Genomic DNA, 25,046 nt, shown 5'->3' with positions numbered 1-25,046 from the left:
TCGTTGCCGTCATCGGTGGCCGCAACCAGCAAGATGGGTGCCAGGCTTCCAAGAAGACAGGCATTCCAAGAAGAGTTGCCTCGTCGAGGGTTGCGCCATGGTCCGTCCGCCACTATAAGCGCGGCCATCCCACACGCGGACACGAGGGTCTCTTCCCGACCCGTCCGGTGCCCCGATACCGGGGCGACCGTCCGCGGAGGTTCAACCGGAAAAGGAACTGACATGGCGCTCCCTGAAATCTCGATGCGCCAGCTTCTCGAAGCTGGGGCGCACTTCGGTCATCAGGCCCACCGCTGGAACCCGAAGATGGCGCCGTACATCTTCGGCACCCGCAACAACATCCACATCATCGACCTTGCCCAGTCCGTGCCGCTGGCGCACCGCGCCCTGCAGGCGTTGTCGGACTGCGTCGCCCGCGGCGGCCGCGTGCTGTTCGTCGGCACCAAGCGCCAGGCCGCCGAAGCGGTGGCCGAGGCCGCCAAGCGCTCGGCCCAGTACTATGTCAATTCGCGCTGGCTCGGCGGCACCCTGACCAACTGGAAGACCATTTCGCAGTCGATCCAGCGCCTGAAGAAGCTGGAGGAGATGCTCTCCGGCGAGACCGGCGGCTTCTACACCAAGAAGGAGCGCCTCACCCTCTCCCGCGAGAAGGACAAGCTTGAGCGTGCGCTCGGCGGCATCCGCGACATGGGCGGCACGCCGGACATGCTGTTCGTGATCGACACCAACAAGGAAGACATCGCGATCAAGGAGGCGACCCGCCTCGGCATCCCGGTGGTGGCGGTGCTCGACACCAACTGCGATCCGGACGGCATCGCCTTCCCGATCCCCGGCAATGACGACGCCGGCCGCGCCATCGCGCTCTACTGCGATCTGGTTGTGCGCGCCGCGATCGACGGCATCTCGCGCGCCCAGGGCGATCTCGGCATCGACATCGGCGAAGCCGAGGCCCCGCTGGTCGAGGACCTGCCGGCCGAGGAGCCGGTGTCGGGCTTCGAGGCGCTGTCCGGCCCGCGCGGCACTCCGGACGACCTCACCAAGCTCCCCGGCGTGTCGAAGACCGTCGAAAAGAAGCTGAATGACCTCGGCGTGTTCCACTACTCGCAGATCGCCCTGTTCAACGCCGCCGACGCCGCCCATGTCGGTGATGCGGCCGGCCTGCCGGGTCGGGTCGAGAGCTGGATCAACAAGGCGAAGGAACTGTCGGCCGAGAGTGAGTGAGCCGGTCGTCGTTCGGCTCGTCGTCAAGGATACGAACGGGCGGCCTCGCGGCCGCCCGGTTGACCTGTTTCAGGGAGCGAGATCATGGCCAGCATCACGGCCCAGATGGTGAAGGACCTGCGCGAGAAGACCGGCGCGGGCATGATGGATTGCAAGACGGCGCTCGGCGAGACCGCCGGCGACATTGAGGCCGCGGTCGACTGGCTGCGCAAGAAGGGCCTCGCCAAGGCCGCCAAGAAGGCCGGCCGCGTCGCCGCCGACGGTCTGGTCGGCGTCATCGTCGAGGGCAACAAGGGCGTGGTGGTCGAGGTCAATTCCGAGACCGACTTCGTCGCCCGCAACGACCACTTCCAGGGCCTCGTCAAGCTGATCGGCCAGGTCGCGATCAAGTCCGGCAGCGACGTCGATGCCATCCTCGCCGCCAAGGTCGGCGAGCACACCGTGCAGGAGGACATCGCCTCCGCCATCGCCACCATCGGCGAGAACATGACGCTTCGTCGTGCCGGCCTGGTCGAGGTCGGCTCGGGCGTGGTCGGCGCCTACGTCCACAGCGAGACCGCCCGCGACTCCGGCCTCGGCAAGATCGGCGTCGTGGTGGCGCTCGAATCGGCCGGCGCCGCCGACGTGCTGGCGCCGTTCGGCCGCCTGCTGGCGATGCACATCGCCGCCTCCAGCCCGCTGTCGGTCGACCCGTCGGGCGTCGATCCGGCGGTGATCGAGCGCGAGCGCGCGGTGCTGACCGAGAAGGCCGCGGCCTCCGGCAAGCCGGCGGCGGTGATCGAGAAGATCGCCGAGAGCGGCCTCAAGACCTTCTTCAAGGAGGTCTGCCTGCTCGATCAGCCCTACGTGCACGACGCCGGCAAGACCGTCGCGCAGGCGATCAAGGAGATCGAGACCAAGGCCGGCTCTGCCGTCGCCGTGAACGGCTTCGTTCGTTTCGCGCTCGGCGAGGGCGTTGAGAAGAAGGAAGACGACTTCGCGGCGGAAGTTGCGGCCGCCGGCGGCGTCAGCTGAGCGGCCGGCCGTGAGCGCGGTCCCCTACAGGCGGGTTTTGGTCAAGGTCTCGGGCGAGGCCCTGATGGGCCCCGACGCCTTCGGGCTGCACCCGCCGACGGTGACGCGCATCGCGGCCGATCTCGCCGACGCTCGGGCGCTCGGCGTCGAGTTGGCGGTCGTGGTCGGCGGCGGCAACATCTTTCGCGGCGTCCAAGGCGCCGCGAAAGGTCTCGACCGCGCCACCGCCGACCAGCTCGGCATGCTGGCGACGGTGATGAACGCCCTGGCGCTGGAAGCCGCCATCGAGGCGGCCGGCACGCCGGCCCGCACCATGTCGGCGGTCGCCATGCCGACAGTGTGCGAGCCCTATTCGCGGCAGAAGGCGTTGTCCCACCTCGCCAAGGGCCGGGTGGTGCTGCTGGCCGGCGGCACCGGCAACCCGTTCTTCACCACCGACACCGGCGGCGCGCTGCGTGCCGCCGAACTCGGCTGCGGCGCTCTTTTGAAGGCGACCAATGTCGACGGCGTCTATTCGTCCGACCCCAAGGCCGACCCGGCCGCCGTGCGCTACGAGCGGCTGACCCACTCGGAGGCGATCGACCGCCAGCTCGGCGTGATGGATGCCGCGGCGTTCGCGCTTGCCCGCGAGAGCCGCATGCCTATCATCGTTTTCTCGATTCAAGAGCCGGGCGCGGTCACGGCGGTGCTGCGCGGGGAGGGCAGGGCCACCCTCGTCACGGCCTGAGGTGACTGGCCTTAGGACATCTACGCTCTAGAGCATTTTCCGCAAAAGTGGGAACCGGTTTGCGAGCGAAAACGCAATAAGCCAGGGATTTGGCGCCGCAAGGCGCGGGGCGGCCGGGCTCGGCCGCCGGCCCTGACCTTCAAAGGACGTGGCGTGGACCGTGGGGCCGGCCCGTGACGTCCGGCAGATCTTGACGAAGTGCAGGATTTTCGAGCCGGCCCGGCGGGTCGCGTTCGAATACGCTGATGAGCGGAGGATGATCATGACGTCGGGTGCACACGACCTGCCCGAACTCAAGCGGCGCATGCAGGGCGCCATCGGTGTGCTGCGCCATGAACTCGGCGGGCTGCGCACCGGCCGGGCTTCCGCAAGCCTGGTCGAGCCGATCGAGGTCGACGCCTACGGTGCCAGGATGCCGCTCAATCAGGTCGCCTCGATCAGCGTGCCCGAGCCGCGCCTGCTCTCGATCCAGGTGTGGGACAAGGGCATGATGCACGCGGTCGAAAAGGCCATTCGCGACAGCGACCTCGGCCTCAGCCCCTCGACCGAGGGCCAGGTGATCCGCCTGCGCATCCCCGAGTTGACCACCCAGCGCCGCCAAGAGCTGGTCAAGGTTGCCCACAAGTATGCCGAGGCGGCGCGCGTCGCGGTGCGCCACGTCCGGCGCGACGGCCTCGATTTCCTGAAAAAGCAGGAGAAGGACGGTCACATCAGCCAGGACGACCACGAGCGTCTGACCGTCGAAGTTCAGAAGGCGACCGATGCCGCCATCGCCGAGATCGACCAGATCCTGGCGCACAAAGAGAAGGAAGTCATGACGGTCTAGGGTCCTGGGCGGTGACGGCCGAACGTTGCGGCAACAACAGGCTTCCTCGATGGCGATCCCTGAACAAATGCTGTCCGAGACGCGCTCGCCGGCCGCAGGCAAGATCCCGCGCCACGTCGCGATCATCATGGACGGCAACGGCCGCTGGGCGGCAGCGCGGTTGCTGCCGCGGGTCGAGGGCCACCGCCGCGGCGTCGAGGCGGTTCGCCGCACCGTGCGGGCCTGCCGCGAGCTCGGGATCGGCTATCTGACGCTCTACAGCTTCTCCTCGGAGAACTGGTCACGGCCGCCCGACGAGGTCGGCGACCTGATGGGCCTGATCCGCCGCTTCATCCGCAAGGACCTGGCGGACCTCCACGCCAGCAATGTCCGGGTGCGGATCATCGGCATGCGCGAGGGGCTCGACCCCGACATCGGCGCCATGCTCCAGGAAGCCGAAGCGCTCACCGCCCTCAACACCGGCCTCGTGCTGGTGTTTGCGTTCAATTACGGTGCGCGGCAGGAAATCCTGGCCGCGGTGCGCCAGGCCGCCAGTGCCATCGCCGACGGCCGGCTTGCGCCTGAGGCGCTCAACCCGGAGACCTTCGCCCGCTATCTCGACACCGCCGAGATTCCGGACCCTGACTTGATCATCCGCACCTCGGGCGAGCAGCGCCTGTCGAATTTCCTGCTGTGGCAGGCTGCTTATGCCGAGTTCGTGTTCACGCCGGTGCTATGGCCGGATTTCGACCGCGCTGCGCTTGAATCGGCCATCGCCGAGTTCAGCGGCCGCGATCGGCGATTCGGGGGCCGGCGTGCCGCCGGCTCGCCGTGATAGAGTGATCCCGTGACATCCGTGACAGAACGTGCCGGCCCCACCTCCGATCTGCGCGTGCGCGTGGTTTCCGCGGTCATCCTCGGCCCGGCCGCGCTGGCGATCACCGTGCTGGGCGGCCCTGCCTTCGCCATCCTGGTGCTGCTGGCGGCGCTGATCGTGCTGGAGGAGTGGCTGCGGCTGCTGGAGGCGACGCCGCTGCGGCCGACCGCCACCGCCGGCGGGCTCGGCCTTGCGGCCGCCACCCTGGCCTGGGTGACCGGCTTTGGCCCGGCAGCGATTGCGGCCGTCGCGCTCGGCGCCGCGGCAATCGCGCTGGTCGCCGCCTCGCCGCGACGGGCCTGGGCGGCGGGCGGCGCCCTCTATGCCGGCGCGCTGCTGCTGCCGGCGCTGGCGCTGCGCGGCGATCCCGAGTTCGGCCTGAACGCGGTGCTGTTCGTGCTGGCGACGGTGTGGGCCACCGACGTCGCCGCCTATTTTGTCGGCCGCGCCGTTGGCGGCCCCAAGCTGGCCCCCCGCATCAGCCCCAAGAAGACGTGGTCCGGCAGCGTCGGCGGCGCCATTGCCGGCACCGTGGCCGGCTGCGGCATCGTCGCCATCCTCGGCATGGCGGTGACGTGGCAGCTTGCCGTGCTGGCGCTGGCCAGTTCGGTAGTGTCGCAGATCGGCGATCTGTTCGAATCCTGGTTCAAGCGCCGGCTCGGCGCCAAGGACAGCGGCAGCCTCATCCCCGGCCACGGCGGTCTGATGGATCGCCTGGACGGGGTGATCGCGGCGTTGCTGTTCCTGGCGCTGGTCAGCCTCATCCGCGGCGGCAGCGCGCCGGCGGCGAGCATCCTGATATGGTGATGTCATGACCGTTCCGTTCCAGGCGCCGCAGCCGGCGGCTTCCGACGCGCCGCTGAGGGTCAGCGTGCTGGGCGCCACCGGCTCGATCGGGACGAGCACGCTCGACCTTCTGACGCGTGCGCCGGAGCGCTACGTTGTCGAGGCGCTGGTCGCCAACCGCGACGCCGCCAAGCTTGCCGCCGCGGCCAAGGCGACCGGCGCGCGGCTGGCGGTGGTGTCGGACCCGGCCGCCTACCGCGACCTCGCCGCCGCGCTCGCCGGCAGCGGCATCGAGGCGGCGGCGGGTCCTGACGCGGTGGTCGAAGCGGCGCAGCGGCCGGCCGACTGGGTGATGGCGGCGGTGGCCGGCGCCGCCGGCCTCGCCCCCAGCCTTGCCGCGCTGGCGCCGGGCCGCAAGCTGGCGCTGGCCAACAAGGAATGCCTTGTCACCGCCGGCGCGCTGTTCATGCGGCGGGCGGCCGAGGTCGGCGCCACGGTGTTGCCGGTCGATTCGGAGCACAACGCGGTGTTCCAGGGCCTCACCGCCGGCCCGCGCGACGCGGTCGAGAAGGTGACCCTGACCGCGTCCGGCGGGCCGTTCCGCACCTGGACCAAGGCGGCGATTGCCGCGGCGACGCCCGAGCAGGCGCTCAAGCACCCCAACTGGAGCATGGGCGCGAAGGTCACCATCGATTCGGCCTCGCTGATGAACAAGGGCCTCGAATTGATCGAGGCCATGCACCTGTTTGCGCTCGACGCCGCGCAGCTCGGCGTGCTGGTGCACCCGCAGTCGATCGTCCACGCGCTGGTGCAGTATTCCGACGGTGCGGTGCTGGCGCAGATGTCGGTGCCGGATATGCGGGTGCCGATCGCCCACTGCCTGGCCTGGCCGGGGCGGCTCAATGGCCCGGTCGCCCGGCTCGACCTCGCCGCCCTTGGCAGCCTGACCTTCGAGCGGCCGGACCTCGACCGCTTCCCAGCCTTGCGAATCGCCATGGAGGTGCTGGCCGCCGGCGGCGCTGCGCCGACGGTGCTGAACGCCGGCAACGAGATCGCCGTCGCCGCGTTTCTGCAAAGACGGTTAACATTTCCTGGCATTGCCGGCCTCGTCGCGGCAACTCTGGACGCCATGTCGCCTGGGAACGCGCCGGAAACGCTGGCCGAGGCACTCGAACTGGACGCGGCGACCCGCCGTGTGGCCGAGGGCCTCTTGCCCGAAATTGCCGCAAAGGCATCTTAAGCGGGTGATATGCAGGAGCAGGACACACGATGGATCTGATCAGCGCAGTTGGCGCGCTCGGCGAGGGCTTTGTCGGCTACGCCCTGCCGTTCTTGTTCGTCCTGACCATCGTGGTGTTCTTCCACGAGTTCGGCCACTTCTGGGTCGCCCGGCTGTGCGGGGTGCGGGTCGAGGCGTTCTCGATCGGCTTCGGGCCTGAGCTGGCCGGCTTCAACGACCGCCACGGCACCCGCTGGCGCCTCGGCGCCATTCCGCTCGGCGGCTATGTCCGCTTCTTCGGCGACGAGAATGCCGCCAGCGTGCCGGACGGCGAGGCGGTGCGCACCATGACCGAGGCCGAGCGGCGGGTGAGCTTCCACTACAAGCCGGTGTGGCAGCGCGCTGCGGTGGTGGTCGCCGGGCCGCTGGCCAACTTCGTGCTCGCCATCGCCATTTTCGCCGGCATCTACACCCTTTACGGCAAGCAGATCACCGCGGCGCGGGTCGACGTGGTCGAGCCCGGCAGCGCCGCCGATACCGCCGGCTTCAAGGCCGGCGACGTGGTGGTAACGATCAACGGGCAGCCGATCCGCAGCTTCTCCGACATGCAGCGCGTCGTCGGCGTCAACGCCGATACCGAGATCGCGGTCGAGGTCGACCGCGGCGGCGTCCGCCAGCATCTGCTCGCCACCCCGCGGATGCGCGAGATCAAGGACAATTTCGGCAACACCATCCGCACCGGCATTCTCGGCCTGTCGCGCTCGACCACGCCCGAGGAGGTCATCCGCGAGCGGCACGACCCGTTCACCTCGACCTGGATGGCGGTGCAGGAGACGTGGTACGTCACCGAGCGCACCCTGGCCTATGTCGGCGGGCTGATCGCCGGCAAGGAATCGGCCGACCAGCTCGGCGGCCCGATCCGCATCGCCCAGCTGTCCGGCCAGGTCGCCGGGGTCGGGATGATCGCGCTGGTCAATCTCGCCGCCATCCTGTCGATCTCGATCGGGCTGCTCAACCTGTTCCCGATTCCGATGCTGGACGGCGGCCACCTCGTTTTCTACGCCGTCGAGGCGGCGCGCGGCCGCCCGATCGGCGAGCGGGCGCAAGAGATGTTCTTCCGGGTCGGGCTGGCTTTGGTGCTGATGCTCATGCTGTTTGCAACCTGGAACGACATTGTTCATTTGGCGACGTCTTAACAGTGGCGGATCGGCAACGGTGTCTGGAAATCCGAGGATCACGGCCGGGCTTTGGTTTGCAGGGTCTGGAAATGCCTGTACAAGCAATCTGTTCCCGTCGGAATCCATTCGGGCGGAGCAGCGTCACGACAAACATAATGGTTGCTTCCCAATGACTTCATGCGTTCGGGTTATTGGTCGACTGGCAGCGGTGGCGGCCCTCGCTGGGGGTGGCGTCACCGGGACCGGTACGGCGTTGGTGGTGCTCAGCACGCCGGCGTTGGCCCAGTCTGCCTCGGCCATCGTCGTTCAGGGCAACCGTCGCGTCGACGCTGACACCATCCGCGGCTATTTCCGCGGCAACCGGCTCGATGCCGCCACCATCGACGAGGGCGTCAAGTCGCTGTTCGCGACCGGCCTGTTCGAGGACGTCCGCGTCAGTCAGCAAGGTGGCCGGCTGGTGGTCACGGTGGTCGAGAACCTCGTGATCAACCGTGTTGCCTTCGAGGGCAACAAGAAGATCAAGGATGACGTGCTGACCGGCGAGGTTCAGTCCAAGTCGCGCGGTCCGCTGTCGCGCGCGACAGTGCAGTCCGACGTCCAGCGTATCCTTGAGGTTTATCGCCGCTCTGGCCGCTACGACATTCGTGTCGACCCGAAGATCATCGATCTGCCCAACGGTCGCGTCGATCTGGTGTTCGAGGTCACCGAGGGCTCGAAGACGGCGGTGCGCCGCATCGAGTTCGTCGGCAACCACGCGTTCGGCGACTGGAAGCTCAAGGACGTCATGACGACGACCGAGAGCAACTGGCTGAGCTGGCTGAAGAACAGCGACGTCTACGATCCCGACCGCCTCAATGCCGACCAGGAACTGATTCGCCGCTTCTATCTGAAGAACGGCTACGCCGATTTCCGCATTCTGTCGGCCACCGCCGACCTCGACCGCGAGAAGAACGAGTTCGTCATCGTCATCGCGGTGGACGAGGGCGAGCAATACAAGTTCGGCGCCGTCGAGGTGCAGTCGAACATTCGCGACATCGATTCGGCTTCGCTGCGGCGGGTGCTGCGCACCCAGACCGGCGCGACCTACAACGCCGATTCGGTCGAGAAGACCATTGAGGACCTCACCATCGAGGTCTCCAAGAAGGGTTATGCCTTCGCCCAGGTGCGACCGCGCGGCGACCGCGACCCGGAGACCAAGCAGATCGCGGTGACCTACGTCATCGAGGAAGGCCCGCGCGTCTACATCGAGCGCATCAACGTCCGCGGCAACACCCGCACCCGCGACTATGTGGTGCGCCGCGAGTTCGACATCTACGAGGGCGACGCCTACAACCGCGTGATGGTCGACAAGGCCGAGCGCCGGCTGAAGAACCTCGGCTACTTCAAGACGGTGAAGATCGCCAACGAGCCCGGCTCGGCACCCGACCGCGTCATCCTGAACGTCGACGTTGAGGACCAGCCCACCGGCGAATTCTCGGTGGCCGGCGGCTACTCGACCGCCGAGGGCTTCATCGGCGAAGTCTCGGTCGCCGAGCGCAACTTCCTCGGCCGCGGCCACTATGTCCGCGTCGCCGGGTCGTGGGGCGAGTACTCCAAGGGCGCCGAGTTCAACTTCACCGACCCCTACTTCCTGGGGCACCGCATCGCGGCCGGCTTCGACCTATTCTACAAGGAAACCTCGCCGTCGTCGTCGAACTCGGTGTCCTACACCAACAACATGAAGGGCGGCACCATCCGCTTCGGCCTGCCGCTCCAGGACGATCTGTCGATCCAGCTGCGCTACTCGCTGTACCAGCAGGAGATCACGATTGCGAACGAAGCCTATAGTGATGGTGATCCGGACAACGGTGAAGCGTCGCAGGCATTCAAGGAGATCGCCGGCGATCCGCAGCTGGTGTCGCTGGTCGGCTACACGCTGGCCTACAATACCCTCGACAGCAACAAGACCCCGACCAAGGGCGTCTATGCCGAGCTGCGGCAGGACTTCGCCGGCGTCGGCGGCGACGTCAACTTCATTCGCACCACCGGCGACGTGAAGTGGTACCACGACCTCGGCAGCGACATCGTCGGCCTGCTGCGCGCCCAGGGCGGCCACGTCACCGGCTGGGGCGACCAGGACTTCCGCATCATGGACGGCTTCTTCATGGGGCCGAACCTGGTGCGCGGCTTCAAGTCCGCCGGCATCGGCCCGCGCGACCTCGCCTCCTACAACCAGGACGCACTCGGCGGCACCATGTATTGGGGCACTTCGGCCGAGGTGCAGTTCCCGGTGCCGTGGATGCCGAAGGACTTCGGCCTCAAGGGTGCGCTGTTCGCCGACGCCGGCTCGGTGTGGGACTACCAGGGCGAAGTCTACTCCGGCATGGACGTCCGCGACGAGAACGTGATTCGCTCCTCGGTCGGCGCCGGCGTGATCTGGACCTCGCCGTTCGGCCCGATCCGCATCGACTACGCGGTGGCGCTGTCGAAGGACACCTACGACAAGACCCAGGCGTTCCGCTTCAGCGGCGGCACCAGGTTCTGACCCGTCGCCAACCCGACGAAATGGAAGCTCCGGCCGCGACGGCCGGAGTTTCGTTTTCGGGCCTGCCCATCTTGGCCGGGCCGCCGCCGCGGCCGGCGGGGCAGGGCAAACGCCGTGCTTTCCTCCGCCCCGACTCCCGGCTATTCACCGCAGTCCGGCGGATCATCGATGAGTCCCGCCTTCCCGTTCTCGCAGACCGGCGCGCCCGCGACGGTCGTGGCCAGTCGTGATGCCTGAACCGCGTTTCTTCACCCGCACGAAAACGCTGACGCTCGGCGAGGTGGCGGCGCTGGTGGGGGCCGAGACGCCGCGCCTGATCGATCCGGCGCGGTCGATCAGCGGTGTCGCGGCGCTCGACCGCGCCGGCCCGGCCGACGTCACCTTCTACGACAACACCAAGTACCGCGACGCTCTGGTCGCCTCGCGCGCGGCGGCGTGCTTCGTGCGCGCGCGCCTTGCGGCCGCGGTGCCCGAGCACATCGCCCCGCTGGTGGTCGCCGATGCCCACCGGGCCTTAGCGACGCTGTCGCGCACGCTGTTTCCCGAGGCGCTGCGGCCCGGCTCGGCGTTCGGCGCCACCGGCATCGCCCACGGCGCTATGGTCCATCCCACCGCGCGGCTGGAGCCGGGCGTCACCGTCGATCCCGGCGCGGTTATCGGCGCCGACGTCGAGATCGGCGCCGGCACCACGATCACCGCCAATGCGGTGATCGGGCAAGGGGTGCGCATCGGCCGCGACTGCTCGATCGGCCCCGGCGCCAGCGTCATGTTCGCGCTGCTCGGCAACCGGGTGGTGGTTCACGGCGGGGTGCGGATCGGCCAGGACGGCTTCGGCTACGCGATGGGGCCGCGCGGCCACCTCAAGGTGCCGCAGCTCGGCCGGGTGATCATCCAGGACGACGTCGAGATCGGCGCCGGCACCACCGTTGATCGTGGCGCCTCCGGCGACACCGTGATCGGCGAGGGTACGAAGATCGACAATCTCGTGCAAATCGCCCACAACGTGACGGTGGGGCGCAATTGCGTGATCGTGGCGCAGGTCGGCATTTCCGGCAGCGCCACGCTGGGGGACTTCGTGGTGCTGGGCGGACAGGTCGGCGTCATCGGGCACGTCACCATCGGCGACGGCGCCCAGATCGCCGCGACGTCGTCGGTGAAGGACGATGTGCCGCCGGGCGCCCGCTGGGGCGGCGTGCCGGCCAAGCCGGTGCGGGTGTGGTTCCGCGAAGTGACGATGGTGGCCAAGCTGGCGGCGCAAGGGGGTGACGAGCGCCCGGCTGGCAAGGGCGAACGGGGGGACGAATGACCACTGAGCCGGAGACGACGACGGTACTGGAGGCGCTGGACATTCAGCGCGTGCTGCAGCTGCTGCCGCACCGCTATCCGTTTCTCATGGTGGACCGCGTCGAGAAGATCGACGGCGACCGCTCGGCGGTCGGCATCAAGGCGGTCACCATCAACGAGCCGCAGTTCCAGGGGCATTTCCCCGGCCGGCCGGTGATGCCGGGCGTGCTGCTGATCGAGGGCATGGCCCAGACCGCCGGCGTCATCTGCATCCTCTCCCGCGCCACCGGCAGTCCGGGCGTGGTCTATTTCCTCACCATCGACAACTGCAAGTTCCGCCGGCCGGTGTTGCCGGGCGAAGTCGTTGAGTTCCACATGACCAAGACCGCCAAGCGGCGGAATATGTGGTGGTACCACGGCGAGGCCCGCGTCAACGGCGAGATCGCGGCGGAAGCCGACCTTGGCGCCATGCTGGGCGAGTGACGGCGATGGCCAGGATCGACCCGACGTCCCGCGTCGACGATGGTGCCAAGCTTGGTGCGGATGTCGTCGTCGGCCCGTTCTGCATTGTCGGCCCCGAGGTCGAGCTCGGCGACGGCGTCGAGCTGATCTCCCACGCCGTGGTGATCGGCGCGAGTCGGATCGGCGCCCGCACCAAGATCCACCCGTTCGCGGTGATCGGCGGGCTGCCGCAGGCGGTGCGCCATGGCGGCGGCGACAGCCGGGTCGAGGTCGGCGCCGATTGCATCATCCGCGAGACGGTCACCATCAATGCCGGCACCGATTTCGGCGGCGGGGTGACGACCGTCGGCGATCGCTGCTTCATGATGGCGGGCTCGCACGCCGCCCATGACTGCCACGTCGGCGACGACGTCATCTTCGCCAACAACGCCACCCTGGGCGGGCATTGCATGGTGGGCGACAAGTCGTTCCTCGGCGGGCAATGCGGGGTTCATCAGTTCGTGCGCATCGGCGAGCAGTCGATCATCGGCGGCATGACCGGGGTCGAGCACGACGTTATTCCGTTCGGCTCGGTGGTGGGCTCGCGGGGCCAGCTCGGCGGGCTCAATCTGGTCGGGCTCAAGCGCCGCGGCTTTTCGCGCGAGGCCATCCACGCCCTGAGGCACGCCTACCGCATGCTGTTCTTCGGCGCCGGCACGCTAGCCGAGCGGGTCGAGCAGGTGGCGGCGGCGTTCGAGGGCGATGGCAATGTCGGCAAGATCGTCGACTTCCTGCGCGCCGGCACCAAGCGGCGGATCACCATGCCGCGCGAGCTCGACGAGGTCTGACGCCGTGACGGTGGTGAGCGCCGAGCGCCCGGCCCCGTTGGGGGTTCTTGCCGCCGGCGGCCGGGTGCCGATCATGGTGGCGGATGCCGCAGTGCGCGCCGGCCGCCCGGTGTTCATCGTCGCGCTGCGCGGCCTTGCCTTGCCCGACGTGACGCGGTTTCCCCACCTGATGGTGCCGATCGGCATGCCGGGCCGGGTGTTCAACGCGTTTCGCGGCGCCGGCTGCCGCGAGATCGTCATCGTCGGCTCGGCGACCCGGCCGCGCATCCGCGACATCCGGCTCGATTTCAGGGCACTGCAGCTCATCACCCGCTACGCACGGGCCATGCTTGGCGGCGACGACAAGCTGCTGACCTGGCTGGTGCGGCTGTTCGAGGCCGAGGGCTTCACCGTGCGCGGCGCGCACGAGATCGCACCCGAACTGCTGGCGCCGGCAGGCGCGCTCGGCCGCCACCGGCCATCCGCGCTCGACGAGGCCGACATCGCCATCGGCATCGACTACCTCGCCACCGCCGGCCGCTTCGACATCGGCCAGGCCGTGGTGGTCGTCAACCATTGCATCGTCGCGGTGGAGGCGGCCGAGGGCACCGACCTGATGCTGGCGCGCGTCGCCGAGCTGCGCGCCGCCGGCCGGCTGCGCCTCAGCGGCCGCGCCGGGGTGCTGGTCAAGACGCCCAAGCCGGCCCAGGACCGCCGGGTCGACATGCCGGCGATCGGCTCATCCACCGTGGCCGGCGCGGTGCGGGCGGAGCTGCGCGGCATCGCGGTCGCCGCCGGCGAGACGCTGATCGCCGATGCCGCCGAGACGGCAGCGGCGGCCGAGCGCGCCGGGCTGTTCGTGACCGGCATTGCGCTGAAGGCAGGGCCGGCATGACCGCGCTGGACGTGTTTGTGGTCGCCGGCGAAGCCTCGGGCGATCAGCTCGGCCACAAGCTGATGGCGGCGCTCAAGGCGCGCACCGGCGGCCGCGTCGCCTTCCGTGGCCTCGGCGGCGCGGCGATGGAGCGCGAGGGCCTCACCAGCCTGTTCCCGATCTCCGACATCGCCCTGGTCGGCTTCATCGCGGTGGCGCGCCAGCTCCGGCGGGTGCTGCGTCGGATCGACGAGACCGCGCGCGCCATCATCGCCAATCCGCCCGACGTGCTGGTGCTGATCGACAGTCCGGATTTCTCCCACCGCGTCGCCCAGCGCGTGCGCAAGCGCCTGCCCGAGCTGCCGATCGTGGTCTACGTCTCGCCCACGGTGTGGGCGTGGCGGTCGGGGCGGGCGCGGGCGATGGCCAAGTGGTGCGACCACATCCTGGCGCTGCTGCCGTTCGAGCCGGACTCCCACCGCGAGCTTGGCGGCCCGCCGTGCAGCTATGTCGGCCACCCGCTGGTCGAGCGCCTCGCCGAGCTGCGGCCGGGGCCGCATGACGCGGCGCGCCGAGCCGCCGAGCCGCCGGTGCTGCTGGTGCTGCCGGGCAGCCGCCACGCCGAGCTGCACCACCTGCTGCCGGTGTTCGCCGATACGCTGGCGTTGCTCCAGCAGCGCATCGGGGCGTTCGAGCCGGTGCTGCCGACGCTGCCGCACCTCAAGGCCGAGGTCGAGGCCGCGGTGGCGGCGTGGCCGGTCAAGCCGGCGGTTCTCGACAGCGAGGCCGGCAAGCTCGACGCATTCCGCCGCGCCCGCGGCGCGCTGGCGGCGTCCGGCACGGTGACGCTGGAGCTGGCGCTGGCCGGGGTGCCGACCATCGCCGCCTATCGGGGCTCGGCGATCGAGGCGTTCGCGGCGCGCAAGCTGATTCGGCTGCCGATGTTCATCCTCGCCAACCTCGTGCTCGGCGGCATCGTGGTGCCGGAATATCTGCAGGCCGACTGCACCGCCGACAAGCTGGCGGCGGCACTGGACGGCATTCTGCGCGAGGGTGCCAACCGCGCCCGTCAGCTCGGAGCGTTCGCGCGGCTCGACGAGGTGATGCACGTCGGCGCGGTCGCGCCGTCGTTCCGCGCCGCCGATCAGGTGATTGCAACGTTCGAGACCAAAACGGGACGCCGCGCGCCCCGTTGAACACCCCTTTTATCCGTCGCCCCGGACCGCCGCGAAGCCGCGATCCTGGATCGTCAGCAAAAGCGGCCGCGCCCGAGCGCCGCTCCCGGATCGTCGCGGCGCGACGTCCGGGACGCGATTTGCGCAAAGTCAGCGCCGCTTGGCGATCGCGACATAGTCGCGGCGCGGCGCGCCGGAATAGATCTGCCGCGGCCGGCCGATCTTCTGCTGCGGGTCCTCGATCATCTCCTTCCACTGCGCGATCCAGCCCACGGTGCGGGCAAGCGCGAACAGCACGGTGAACATCGAGGTCGAGAAGCCCATCGCCTTGAGTGTGATGCCCGAATAGAAGTCGATGTTGGGATAGAGCTTCTTTTCGATGAAGTAGTCGTCGCTGAGCGCGATCCGCTCCAGCTCCATGGCGACGTCGAGCAGCGGGTCGTGCTTGATGCCGAGCTCGCGCAGCACCTCGTGGCAGGTCTGCTGCATGATCTTGGCGCGCGGATCGTAATTCTTGTAGACGCGGTGGCCGAAGCCCATCAGCCGGAACGGGTCGTTCTTGTCCTTGGCGCGCTTGATGTACTCCGGGATGCGGCTGACGTGGCCGATCTCGCCCAGCATCTTCAGCGCCGCCTCGTTGGCGCCGCCGTGGGCGGGGCCCCACAGGCAGGCGATGCCGGCGGCGATGCAGGCGAACGGGTTGGCGCCGGAGGAGCCGGCGAGCCGCACCGTCGAGGTCGAGGCGTTCTGCTCGTGGTCGGCGTGCAGGATGAAAATGCGATCCATCGCTTTCGCCAGGATCGGGTTGACCTTGTAGTCCTCGGCCGGAACGGCGAAGCACATGCGCAGGAAATTCGAGGAATAGTCGAGGTCGTTCTTGGGATAGATGAACGGCTGCCCGATGGTATATTTGTAAGCCATCGCCGCGATGGTCGGCATCTTCGCGATCATGCGGATCGAGGCGACCATCCGCTGGTGCGGGTCGGAGATGTCGATCGAGTCGTGATAGAATGCCGACAGCGCGCCGACGCAGCCGACCATCACCGCCATCGGGTGCGCGTCGCGGCGGAAGCCCTGGTAGAACCGGGCCATCTGCTCGTGCACCATGGTGTGGCGGGTGACGCGGTAATCGAAATCGGTCTTCTGCGCCGGGGTCGGCAACTCGCCATAAAGCAGCAGGTAACAGGTTTCGAGGAAGTCGCCGTTCATGGCGAGCTGTTCGATCGGGTAGCCCCGATACAGCAGCACCCCCTCATCGCCGTCGATATAGGTGATCTTGGATTCGCAGGCTGCGGTCGAGGTGAAGCCGGGATCGTAGGTGAACATCCCGGTCTGGCCGTAGAGCTTGCTGATGTCGAGCACGGAAGGGCCGATGCTTCCGTGCAGGACCGGAAACGACCAGCTCTTGTCGCCGACGGCGAGGGTGCCGGAATTGAGGTCGGGAGACTTGGGGTCCGGAGTCTTGGCGTCCATTGAACTGACCTTCGCGAGTCAACCCCGACGGTGGCCGACGGTTTCCGTCAGGAGGGGGACTATCTCACGCATGAGAGATGCGTCTTAACGGACGGCGCGGCCGCATTTGTCCAGACATCAATTCGTCCAGGTCCCGGGGCCGCGGCGCGCCGTGCACGGTTGAGCGGGAGCATGGGCGCCACCGCCCATCGCCGTCAAGCCGCCGCCGCCGCCGCGCCCTGGTCGCGCATGCGGCCGACGCTCTCGGCGCGGCCGAGCACCACCAGGACGTCGAAGATGCCCGGCGAGGTGGTGCGCCCGGTCAAGGCGACCCGCAGCGGCTGGGCGACCTGGCCGAGCTTCAAGCCGGCGCGCTCGGCATGGGCCCGCATGATCGGCTCCAGCGCCTCGGCCGACCAGGTCTCGGCCGCCTCGAATTCGTCGGCGAGCGTGGCAAGCAGCGCCCGCGCCTCCTGTGTCAGCAGCGCCTTCGCCTTGTCCTCGAGCGCGATCGGGCGCTCCGCCAGCACGAAGGCGGCGCCGTTCAGCAGATCGATCAAAGTCTTGGCGCGGTCTTTCAGCCCCGGCATCGCCGCGAGCAGCCTGTCGCGCAGCGGCGCATCGAGCCGGGCCGCCACCGCCGGCCCGCCGGGAAAGAACGGCAGCGCCGCTTCGAGCGCCGCCAGCAGGTCGGCGTCGGCGGTGGTGCGCATGTAGTGGCCGTTGAGGCTTTCCAGCTTGGCGAAGTCGAACCGCGCCGCCGAGCGGCCGATGCGCGAGACGTCGAATGCCGCCACCATCTCCTCGGTCGAGAAGATCTCCTGGTCGCCATGGCTCCAGCCCAGCCGCACCAGATAATTACGCAGCGCGGCCGGCAGGTAGCCCATGGCGCGATAGGCATCGACGCCGAGCGCGCCGTGGCGCTTGGAGAGCTTGGCGCCGTCCGCACCGTGGATCAGCGGGATATGGGCGAACCGCGGCACCTGCCAGCCCATCGCGTCGTAGATGTGCGTCTGGCGGGCGGCGTTGGTGAGGTGGTCGTCGCCGCGGATGACGTGGGTCACCGCCATGTCGTGGTCGTCGACCACCACCGCCAGCATGTAGGTCGGGGTGCCGTCCGAGCGCAGCAGCACCAGGTCGTCGAGGTCCTTGTTCTGCCAGGTCACGCGGCCTTGGACCAGATCCTCGATCACCGTCTCGCCTTCGAGCGGCGCCTTGAGCCGGATCACCGGGCGGACGCCGGCCGGGGCCTCGGCCGGGTCGCGGTCGCGCCAGCGGCCGTCATAGAGCTTGGAGCGGCCCTCGCGGCGGGCCGCCTCGCGCATGTCGGCCAGTTCTTCGGGACTCGCATAGCAGCGATACGCCCGGCCGGCGGCGAGCAGCTGCTCGACCACCGCGCGGTGGCGCTCGGCGCGGGCGAACTGGTAGATCGCCTCGCCATCCCAGGTGATGCCGAGCCATGACAGGCCGTCGAGGATGGCGTCGATCGCCGCGTCGGTCGAGCGCTCGCGGTCGGTATCCTCGATGCGCAGCAGCATCTTGCCGCCGGTGGCGCGGGCATAGAGCCAGTTGAACAGTGCGGTGCGGGCGCCGCCGATGTGGAGGAAGCCGGTCGGCGAGGGGGCAAAGCGGGTGACGACGGGGTCGCTCATGTCGGCCGGATCGTTGGAGAAAAGTTGGCGCCCGTTTATCACGACGGCGCCGGGTGTCACGGCCTTTCACCTATGCCCCTGCCGCCGGGGCGGTCGGGCCGGGGTTCCTGCGGTCGGCCGCCTTGGCGCGGCGGCGCGAATTTGGCACACCACTGGCATCGAGATTTGGACGCGACGCCCCCCGCGGCGGTCGGCAACGGAGTTCGCCAAGCATGACAGCCTTTGAGACCAGCACGGCGGAGGCCGGACGCGACTTCATCCGCGACATCGTCCAGGCCGACCTCGACGCCGGGCGCCACCAGACGGTGGTGACGCGCTTTCCGCCCGAGCCCAACGGCTATCTCCACATCGGCCACGCCAAGTCGATCTGCCTGAATTTCGGCATTGCCCAGGAATTTGGCGGCCGCTGCCATTTGCGGTTCGACGACACCAACCCCACCAAGGAAGAGCAGGAGTACATCGACGCCATCAAGCGCGACGTCCATTGGCTGGGCTTCGACTGGGGCGAGCACCTCTTCCACGCCTCCGACTATTTCGAGCAGCTTTACGCCTGGGCGGAACAGTTGATCAGGGCGGGCAAGGCCTATGTCGACGACCTCTCGCCCGACCAGATGCGCTTAAGCCGCGGCACGCTCACCGAGCCGGGCACCGACAGCCCGTTCCGGGGCCGCTCGGTCGAGGACAACCTCGACCTGTTCCGCCGCATGCGCGCCGGCGAATTCCCGAATGGCGCCCGCGTGCTGCGCGCGAAAATCGACATGGCGGCCGGCAATATCAATCTGCGCGACCCGGTGCTCTATCGCATCCTGCACGCCGTCCACCCGCGCACCGGCACGGCATGGTGCATCTATCCCAGCTACGACTTCGCCCACGGCCAGTCGGACGCCATCGAAGGCATCACCCACTCCATCTGCACGCTGGAGTTCGAGGATCACCGGCCGCTGTACGACTGGTTCATCGACAACCTGCCGGTGCCCTCGAAGCCGCGCCAGTACGAATTTGCGCGGCTGAACCTTACCTACACCGTGCTGTCGAAGCGCGTTCTGACCACGCTGGTGCGCGAGGGCCACGTCAAGGGCTGGGACGACCCGCGCATGCCGACGCTGGCCGGGCTCGCCCGCCGCGGCGTGCCGGCGGAGGCGCTGCGCGAGTTCGTCCGCCGCATCGGCGTCGCCAAGGCCAACTCCACCGTCGACGTCGCCATGTTCGACTTCGCGGTGCGCGAGGTGCTCAACGCCAAGGCCGAGCGCCGCATGGCGGTGCTGAAGCCGCTGAAGATCGTGATCGAGAACTATCCCGAGGGCCAGTCCGAGACGTTCGAGGCGGTCAACCACCCCGACGATGCCAGCGCCGGCACCCGCACGCTGCAGTTTGGCCGCGAGCTTTACGTCGAGCGCGACGATTTCATGGAGACGCCGTCCAAGGGGTTCTACCGGCTGTCGCCCGGCAAGGAGGTGCGGCTGCGCTACGCCTATCTCGTCACCTGCCGCGAGGCGATCAAGGACGCCTCGGGCGAGGTGGTTGAGCTGCGCTGCACCTACGATCCCGCCTCCAAGGGCGGCAACGCGCCGGATGGCCGCAAGGTCAAGGCGACGCTGCATTGGGTGAACGCGGCGGACGCGGTGGAGGCCGAGGTGCGGCTCTACAATCCGCTGTTCTCGACCGCCGAGCCCAACCCCGCCAATTTCGCCGCCGACCTCAATCCGGATTCGCTGGAGATCATCGCCGACGCCAGGCTGGAGCCGTCGCTGGCAGAAGGCGGCGTCGAGCCAGTGCAGTTCGAGCGGCTGGGCTATTTCACCCGTGACAAGGACTCGACGCCAGCCCGGCCGGTGTTCAACCGCACCATCGGCCTGCGCGACACCTGGGCGAAAGTGAGCGGGGCATGATGCAACGCTCGCCGCAGCCCTCATGCTGCGGAGGCGAAGCCGTCTCGAAGCATGACGGCGCCTTGAGGCGAGCTGTTTTGCATCTTCAGAGTGTGTAGCATGGCGTCGGTGGCCTGAGGATGCCGGAGCCGGCGCGGCCGCCCGGACCCTCGGGGCGCCATGGCGGGGCTGTCGGGCAGGACCAAGGTGCGGGCGGCGGTGATCGGCCGCGCGCGGACGCTCGCCGGCGCGGCGCCGCTGCCGACGGCGGGCCTGTCACGGCTGGCGGCATTGCTCGCGGCCTGGTGGCATCAGGAGCGCGCGGCCGCCCGCGGCCCGCTGTGGCTGCCGGTCGTCTTCGCCGCCGGCGTCCTGACCTATTTCCAGGCGGAGCGGGAGCCTTCGCTGATCGCGGCGGCGCTGGTGATGCTGGCGCTCGCCGCCATTGCCGTCGTTGCGCGGGCGCGCCCGCTCGGCTTTCCGCTGGCAGTCGCGCTCGCGGTCTTCGCCGCCGGCTTCACCGCCGCCACCCTGCGCACGGCGAGCGTCGCCCATCCGGTGCTGGCGAGGCCGACGGTCGCCACCGTGTCCGGCTTCGTCGCCGACCGCGACCAGCGCGAGAAGTCCGACCGCGTCATCCTCCACGTCACCGCGACCGCACCGGCGCTCGACCCCCAGCCGACCCGGCTGCGCATCGTGGTCCGGCCCAATGCCGCGCCTCCGGTGGGAAGCCATATTGCGGTGCGGGCGCGGCTGAACCCGCCGGCCGGCCCGGTGCGGCCCGGCGCCTGGGATTTCGGCCGCGATCTGTGGTTCGCCGGCATCAGTGGCACCGGGCTGGCCATGGGCGAGGTGCGCAGCGTGCCGCCGATCGGCGCGATGCCGTGGCCCATCGCGCTGCGGCAGGCGGTCGAAGGCGCGCGCGAGGGGCTGGGGCAGCGCATCCGCACCATCGTGCCGGGCGACGCCGGCGCCATCGCGGTGGCGCTGGTGACCGGCGAGCGCGACGCCATCGCCGAGAGCACCAACGACAGCCTGCGGGTGTCCGGGCTCTACCACATCATCTCGATTTCCGGCCTGCACATGGTGGCGGTGGTCGCCACCGTGCTGGTGGTGGTGCGCGGCACGCTGGCGCTGGTGCCGGGCATGGCGGTGCGGCGGCCGATCAAACAATGGGCGGCGTCGGCGGCCATAGCCGCAGCGGCGGCCTATTGGCTGCTGTCCGGGGCCGAGGTGGCGACCACCCGGGCGTTCCTGATGGCTGGGCTGGTGCTCGCCGGCGTCCTGATCGGCCGCGCCGCGTTGAGTTTGCGCACGCTGGCGGCGGCGGCGCTGGCGGTGATGATCGCGATGCCGGAAAGCGTGCTCAACCCCGGCTTCCAGATGTCGTTTTCGGCAACGCTGGCGCTGATCGCCTTCTACGAGCGCTGGGCGCCCAGCCGGCGTTTCGCCGACGGCGACGCCGTCCAGCGGGTGGTGCGCGGGCTCGGCCTCGCCACGGTGGGTCTTGCGCTGGCGGCGCTGGTGGCGGGGCTGGCGACGGCGCCGTTCGCCGCCGCCCATTTCCACCGGCTGTCGCCCTATAGCCTGCTCGCCAATCTGATGGCGACGCCGCTGGTGTCCGGGGTGGTGATGCCGGCCGGGGTCGGCGCGGTGCTGCTGCTGCCGTTCGGGTTCGATCGGCCGCTGTGGCTGCTGATGGGGTGGGGCGTCGCCCGCACCCTCGACGTCTCAACGTTCGTGGCGGGCCTGCCAGGGGCCGACGCGCGGCTTGCGGCGTTCGGCGACGGCCCGCTGCTGCTGGCGGTGACGGCGCTGCTGGTCGGCCTGCTGCCGGTCAGCCCGCTGCGGCTCGCCGCGCTGCCGGTGGCGGCCCTGGCGCTGGCGGTGGCGCTTGGCGCCCCGAGCCGGCCCGACGTGCTGGTGGAGGCTGGCGGCCGCATGGTGGCGGTGCGCGGCCCTGACGGCCGGCTGTCGATCCTGAACGCTGGGGCCGACCGCTTCGCCGCCCGCATCTGGCTCGCCGCCGACGGTGACCGCCGCGCGCCGAACGACCCCGGCCTGGCTGCCGGCTTTGCCTGCGACCGCGAGGGCTGTATCGCGCGACTTGAAGATGGTGCCGCGGTGGCGGTGCCCACCACGCTCGCAGCGCTGGAGGAGGATTGCGCCAAGGCGGCGGTGGTGGTGACGCGGGCGAGCGTGGCGATGGCGTGCGCGGCGGTGCGGATCGATCCCGCCCGGCTATATGAAACCGGCGCCCTCGCTCTTGGCCGGACGGCGGCGGGCTGGCGGTTCGAGCCCGCCCGCGACAGCGCGCGCGAGCGGCCCTGGGCCGTCCGCGCCGACCCCGCCGCATCGCCGTCACCGCACCGGCAGCCGGCCTCCTCGGCGGCCGTCGCCGCTCCCGCCGCTGTCGCCACCGAGGAGGCCGAGCCGTCGGATGCTGCCGAGTTGTCGGCCGAGGGGCCGGCTCAATAGCGGCGGAACAGTCCGACCAGCTTGCCCTGGATGCGCACCCGGTCCGGCCCGAAGATGCGGGTCTCATACGCCGGGTTGGCGGCCTCCAGAGCGATCGAGGCGCCCTTGCGGCGCAGCCGCTTCAGTGTCGCTTCCTCGTCGTCGATCAGCGCGACGACGATGTCGCCCGTGTCGGCGGAGTCGGACTTCTTGATCACCACCAGGTCGCCTTCGAGGATGCCGGCCTCGATCATCGAGTCGCCGCGAACCTCGAGCGCGTAGTGGTCGCCGGTCGGCAGCATGTCCGGCGGCATGTTGATGACGTGGCTGCGGGTCTGGATTGCCGAGATCGGCGTGCCGGCGGCGATGCGGCCCATCACCGGGATCGGCACCGAGCGGCCGCTGTCGTCCTCCGACAGTGGCCGCACCTTTCCGAGCCCGCCCTCGATCACGCCGGGGGCGAAGCCGCGGCGCGGCGGCGACGGCCCGACGCCGTCGGGGAGGCGGATCACCTCCAGAGCGCGGGCGCGATTGGGCAGGCGGCGGATGAAGCCGCGCTCCTCCAGCGCGGTGATCAGCCGGTGGATGCCCGATTTCGATTTGAGGTCGAGCGCGTCCTTCATCTCGTCGAAGGACGGCGGGATCCCAGATTCGGTCAGTCGCTCGTGGATGAACCGGAGCAGTTCATATTGTTTTCGCGTGAGCATCGGCGCCTCTTGCCTCGCAAGGCGTATTCGCCATGCAGGTTTCCCGGCCTCGAGCCCGTCTCGGCCGCGACGGAACTGAACGTTGAAAATCCATCCTGGAGGCGGCTCTTTAGAGCCGGCCCGGCAGGTCGAAACAAATCATGAACGGACCCTATACGTTCCTTTTGTGTTCCGCAACCCGTTAACGCCACGTGAAGAGCGTAATCTTTGTCGCTGGAGGCGCCGCCCGGTCCGGCGACGCCATCCTGCCGGTGCCGGACGATCACGGCGGGATCACGTTCAACCTCCGCAGACGTGGCATCGGTTGTGCGAGCGAATTTTGACAAGCGACAGCCGGGCGCGGCAACCCGGCTCGTTCCGATCGGTGGCTGCTCCGAGGAAACAGCCTCGTTGAACGCCTTGTTGGAAAGAGCGATTTTAGATGACCGGCTGCGGTTGCCGGCCAGATTCTGCTGGCGGTTGATCACGTCGTCGTTGATCAGCCGCCGATCGTCTCGCCGGCCAGAATTTGTGATTGGCCGGGATATCTTGGCAGGGCAATCGGGTGAAAAATCACGCTGCCAGGAGACTTGCGAGGAAGTCGTCGTCCCAGGCGGCGACTTTTCGCTTGAGGCGGAGAGAATCCTTGCCCGGGGCCTTGCGGATGAGATTGAGGGCCATGTGCTTGAGGGTGGTGAAATTGGCGGGGGCGTGATCGGTGCGGACGCGGCAGTCGTCATCGCGGAACACCATGTCCATGATCCAATGCAGGCTGTTCTCCACCGCCCAATGGCTGCGGATGACGGGTCCGAGCTGGTCGGCCGGGGACGCCAGCGAGGCGATGTAGAAGCGGGTCTCCTGCTCGCACTTGGCGCCGATCTCGCGCATGCTTTCGACCATGACGACACTGGTCAGGCCGGGCCAATCGTGACGGTCTCGGAGCCAAGCCACGTCGTGCATCACCGTGGTGGTGCGGGTCTCGATGCGGCCGTGATCGCCATCGACGCTGTGATGGCGGCTGATCGCTGTGTCCTTGAAACCATTGGCTTTCTGCTCGGCGGCGAACAGCTCGACGTCCTCTCGCAAGCTGCCCTGGTTGCCTTTCAGGGCCAGCACATAGTCGGCCTTCTGGGCGAGGATTTGCGCGGCGATGGCGCGCTGGCAGCCCATGGCGTCGATGGTGACGATGGCGCCCTCGATCGACAGCAGAGCGAGCAGTTGGGGGATGGCGACGATCTCGTTCGACTTGTCGGCCACCTTGACCTGGCCGAGCACCAGGCGCTGGCGCGCCGCGAAGGCGGACACCATGTGGACCGCCGCCTTGGCGTCCCTCTTAGCCGAGCGGCGCAGCGTCTTGCCGTCGATGGCGATCACGTCTGCGGGCGCCCCGGTCACCGCCGCCACCCAGGCGACGAAGCAACGCTGGAACTGCGCAGCATCGAGGGTGGCGAGGATGTCGCCGAGGTGGTCGTGCGAGGGGGTGCCATGGAGAAACGTGCGGAACCGGCGCAGCAGGTCGAGCTTCGTCTCGCCGAACCTTGCGATGTCGACGAAGGTCTCGGCGCCGGCCAGCACCGCCAGCAGGCACAGCAGCAGCACCTCCTCCAGCGAGTACATCACCTTGCCGCGCTGGCGCGGGTCGGGCATGTCCTTGAAATAGTCCAGGAAAACAAGAGCTTCCCCAAGCGCGGCAAAGTCCGGTTCCGCTGGCTCCATCGCCCATCCTCCGCATCCGAATCGGAGGAACCGACAGATTCAGCACTTCAGGCCTTTGTCACCCCTTTCTTCACCCGATCGCCCTGGATATCTTGGTCTCCAGTGTTGTATTTCGTTGCAACTTTCGATATGTGGAATTGGTTGCGTAAGGTGCTGTCGCCCGTATTCCGTGTCATTCAGAGGGTTCAGGGATTTGCCTGAGCTTTGCCAGGATCGATTTGCCGGAATCTGTCCAGACGCACAGTCTGGGGTGGGCATCGACG

General features: G+C 68.8%; 20 protein-coding genes. 16 read left to right on the top strand and 4 right to left on the bottom strand.

The features are described 5' to 3' along the window. Positions 1-222 precede the first annotated feature (222 nt). The 14 genes from BVIR_RS11835 to lpxB all read left to right on the top strand — a co-directional run bounded on the left by BVIR_RS11835 (position 223) and on the right by lpxB (position 14,973). The gene (locus BVIR_RS11835) at positions 223-1,221 is read left to right on the top strand and encodes a 30S ribosomal protein S2 (RefSeq protein WP_055037846.1); all 999 of its coding nucleotides are present in this window, start codon (positions 223-225) and stop codon (positions 1,219-1,221) included. An 84-nt stretch (positions 1,222-1,305) separates the two neighbouring features. After that, positions 1,306-2,235, top strand: coding sequence for a translation elongation factor Ts (gene tsf, locus BVIR_RS11830; RefSeq protein WP_055037845.1), 930 nt, complete (start codon positions 1,306-1,308; stop codon positions 2,233-2,235). A 10-nt stretch (positions 2,236-2,245) separates the two neighbouring features. Beyond that, entirely contained in the window at positions 2,246-2,962 is a 717-nt protein-coding gene (gene pyrH / locus BVIR_RS11825) for a UMP kinase (protein ID WP_055038857.1), read from the top strand. Between the two features lie 262 nt (positions 2,963-3,224). Next, the gene (gene frr / locus BVIR_RS11820) at positions 3,225-3,788 is read left to right on the top strand and encodes a ribosome recycling factor (protein ID WP_055038856.1); all 564 of its coding nucleotides are present in this window, start codon (positions 3,225-3,227) and stop codon (positions 3,786-3,788) included. A 49-nt stretch (positions 3,789-3,837) separates the two neighbouring features. Continuing rightward, a complete protein-coding gene (locus BVIR_RS11815; RefSeq protein ID WP_082417072.1) occupies positions 3,838-4,602 on the top strand; it encodes an isoprenyl transferase in 765 nt (254 codons plus the stop codon). Positions 4,603-4,623: 21 nt separating this feature from the next. Further along, positions 4,624-5,451, top strand: a complete 828-nt coding sequence (locus BVIR_RS11810; RefSeq protein ID WP_171841650.1) for a phosphatidate cytidylyltransferase — start codon at positions 4,624-4,626, stop codon at positions 5,449-5,451. A gap of 4 nt (positions 5,452-5,455) precedes the next feature. Beyond that, positions 5,456-6,670 (top strand): 1-deoxy-D-xylulose-5-phosphate reductoisomerase, encoded by a 1,215-nt coding sequence (gene dxr, locus BVIR_RS11805; RefSeq protein ID WP_055037843.1) that lies wholly within the window; start codon positions 5,456-5,458, stop codon positions 6,668-6,670. 29 nt (positions 6,671-6,699) lie between these two features. After that, positions 6,700-7,845: an RIP metalloprotease RseP gene (gene rseP / locus BVIR_RS11800; RefSeq protein ID WP_055037842.1), complete on the top strand. Its 1,146-nt coding sequence runs from the start codon at positions 6,700-6,702 to the stop codon at positions 7,843-7,845. A 151-nt stretch (positions 7,846-7,996) separates the two neighbouring features. Further along, positions 7,997-10,351: an outer membrane protein assembly factor BamA gene (gene bamA, locus BVIR_RS11795; protein ID WP_055037841.1), complete on the top strand. Its 2,355-nt coding sequence runs from the start codon at positions 7,997-7,999 to the stop codon at positions 10,349-10,351. Positions 10,352-10,580: 229 nt separating this feature from the next. Beyond that, positions 10,581-11,657: a UDP-3-O-(3-hydroxymyristoyl)glucosamine N-acyltransferase gene (gene lpxD / locus BVIR_RS11790; RefSeq protein WP_055037840.1), complete on the top strand. Its 1,077-nt coding sequence runs from the start codon at positions 10,581-10,583 to the stop codon at positions 11,655-11,657. After that, a complete protein-coding gene (gene fabZ, locus BVIR_RS11785; protein ID WP_055037839.1) occupies positions 11,654-12,118 on the top strand; it encodes a 3-hydroxyacyl-ACP dehydratase FabZ in 465 nt (154 codons plus the stop codon). The genes lpxD and fabZ overlap by 4 nt, the downstream gene beginning before the upstream one ends. Before the next feature lie 5 nt (positions 12,119-12,123). Beyond that, positions 12,124-12,924 carry an acyl-ACP--UDP-N-acetylglucosamine O-acyltransferase gene (gene lpxA, locus BVIR_RS11780; protein WP_055038854.1) on the top strand — a complete coding sequence of 267 codons (801 nt, stop codon included), beginning with the start codon at positions 12,124-12,126 and terminating at the stop codon, positions 12,922-12,924. A 4-nt stretch (positions 12,925-12,928) separates the two neighbouring features. Then, entirely contained in the window at positions 12,929-13,798 is an 870-nt protein-coding gene (locus BVIR_RS11775) for an LpxI family protein (protein WP_055037838.1), read from the top strand. Beyond that, positions 13,795-14,973: a lipid-A-disaccharide synthase gene (gene lpxB / locus BVIR_RS11770; protein WP_055037837.1), complete on the top strand. Its 1,179-nt coding sequence runs from the start codon at positions 13,795-13,797 to the stop codon at positions 14,971-14,973. Before BVIR_RS11775 ends, lpxB begins: the two co-directional genes overlap by 4 nt. Before the next feature lie 129 nt (positions 14,974-15,102). On the opposite strand, the gene gltA is transcribed toward lpxB, so the two are convergent. Together gltA and gltX are read right to left on the bottom strand one after the other, a co-directional pair. Next, positions 15,103-16,425: a citrate synthase gene (gene gltA, locus BVIR_RS11765; protein ID WP_055037836.1), complete on the bottom strand. Its 1,323-nt coding sequence runs from the start codon at positions 16,423-16,425 to the stop codon at positions 15,103-15,105. Positions 16,426-16,619: 194 nt separating this feature from the next. Beyond that, positions 16,620-18,056: a glutamate--tRNA ligase gene (gltX, locus tag BVIR_RS11760; RefSeq protein WP_055037835.1), complete on the bottom strand. Its 1,437-nt coding sequence runs from the start codon at positions 18,054-18,056 to the stop codon at positions 16,620-16,622. Between the two features lie 212 nt (positions 18,057-18,268). Between gltX and BVIR_RS11755 the strand changes: the two genes are divergently transcribed. Beyond that, positions 18,269-19,945 (top strand): glutamine--tRNA ligase/YqeY domain fusion protein, encoded by a 1,677-nt coding sequence (locus BVIR_RS11755; RefSeq protein WP_055037834.1) that lies wholly within the window; start codon positions 18,269-18,271, stop codon positions 19,943-19,945. 159 nt (positions 19,946-20,104) lie between these two features. Further along, positions 20,105-22,402, top strand: a complete 2,298-nt coding sequence (locus tag BVIR_RS11750; RefSeq protein ID WP_055037833.1) for a ComEC/Rec2 family competence protein — start codon at positions 20,105-20,107, stop codon at positions 22,400-22,402. Here the strand turns inward: BVIR_RS11750 and lexA are convergent. Together lexA and BVIR_RS11740 are read right to left on the bottom strand one after the other, a co-directional pair. Beyond that, positions 22,396-23,088, bottom strand: a complete 693-nt coding sequence (gene lexA / locus BVIR_RS11745; protein WP_055037832.1) for a transcriptional repressor LexA — start codon at positions 23,086-23,088, stop codon at positions 22,396-22,398. The genes BVIR_RS11750 and lexA overlap by 7 nt on opposite strands. A 552-nt stretch (positions 23,089-23,640) precedes the next feature. After that, on the bottom strand, positions 23,641-24,783 hold the full coding sequence (locus BVIR_RS11740) for an ISAs1 family transposase (RefSeq protein WP_082417068.1): 1,143 nt from the start codon (positions 24,781-24,783) through the stop codon (positions 23,641-23,643). Between the last annotated feature and the right edge of the window lie 263 nt (positions 24,784-25,046).

It is taken from the genome of Blastochloris viridis (genome assembly GCF_001402875.1).
Lineage (GTDB): Bacteria > Pseudomonadota > Alphaproteobacteria > Rhizobiales > Xanthobacteraceae > Blastochloris > Blastochloris viridis.
Note: the sequence above shows the minus strand (reverse complement) of the source record. Positions and strands in the feature narration are given on the sequence as shown.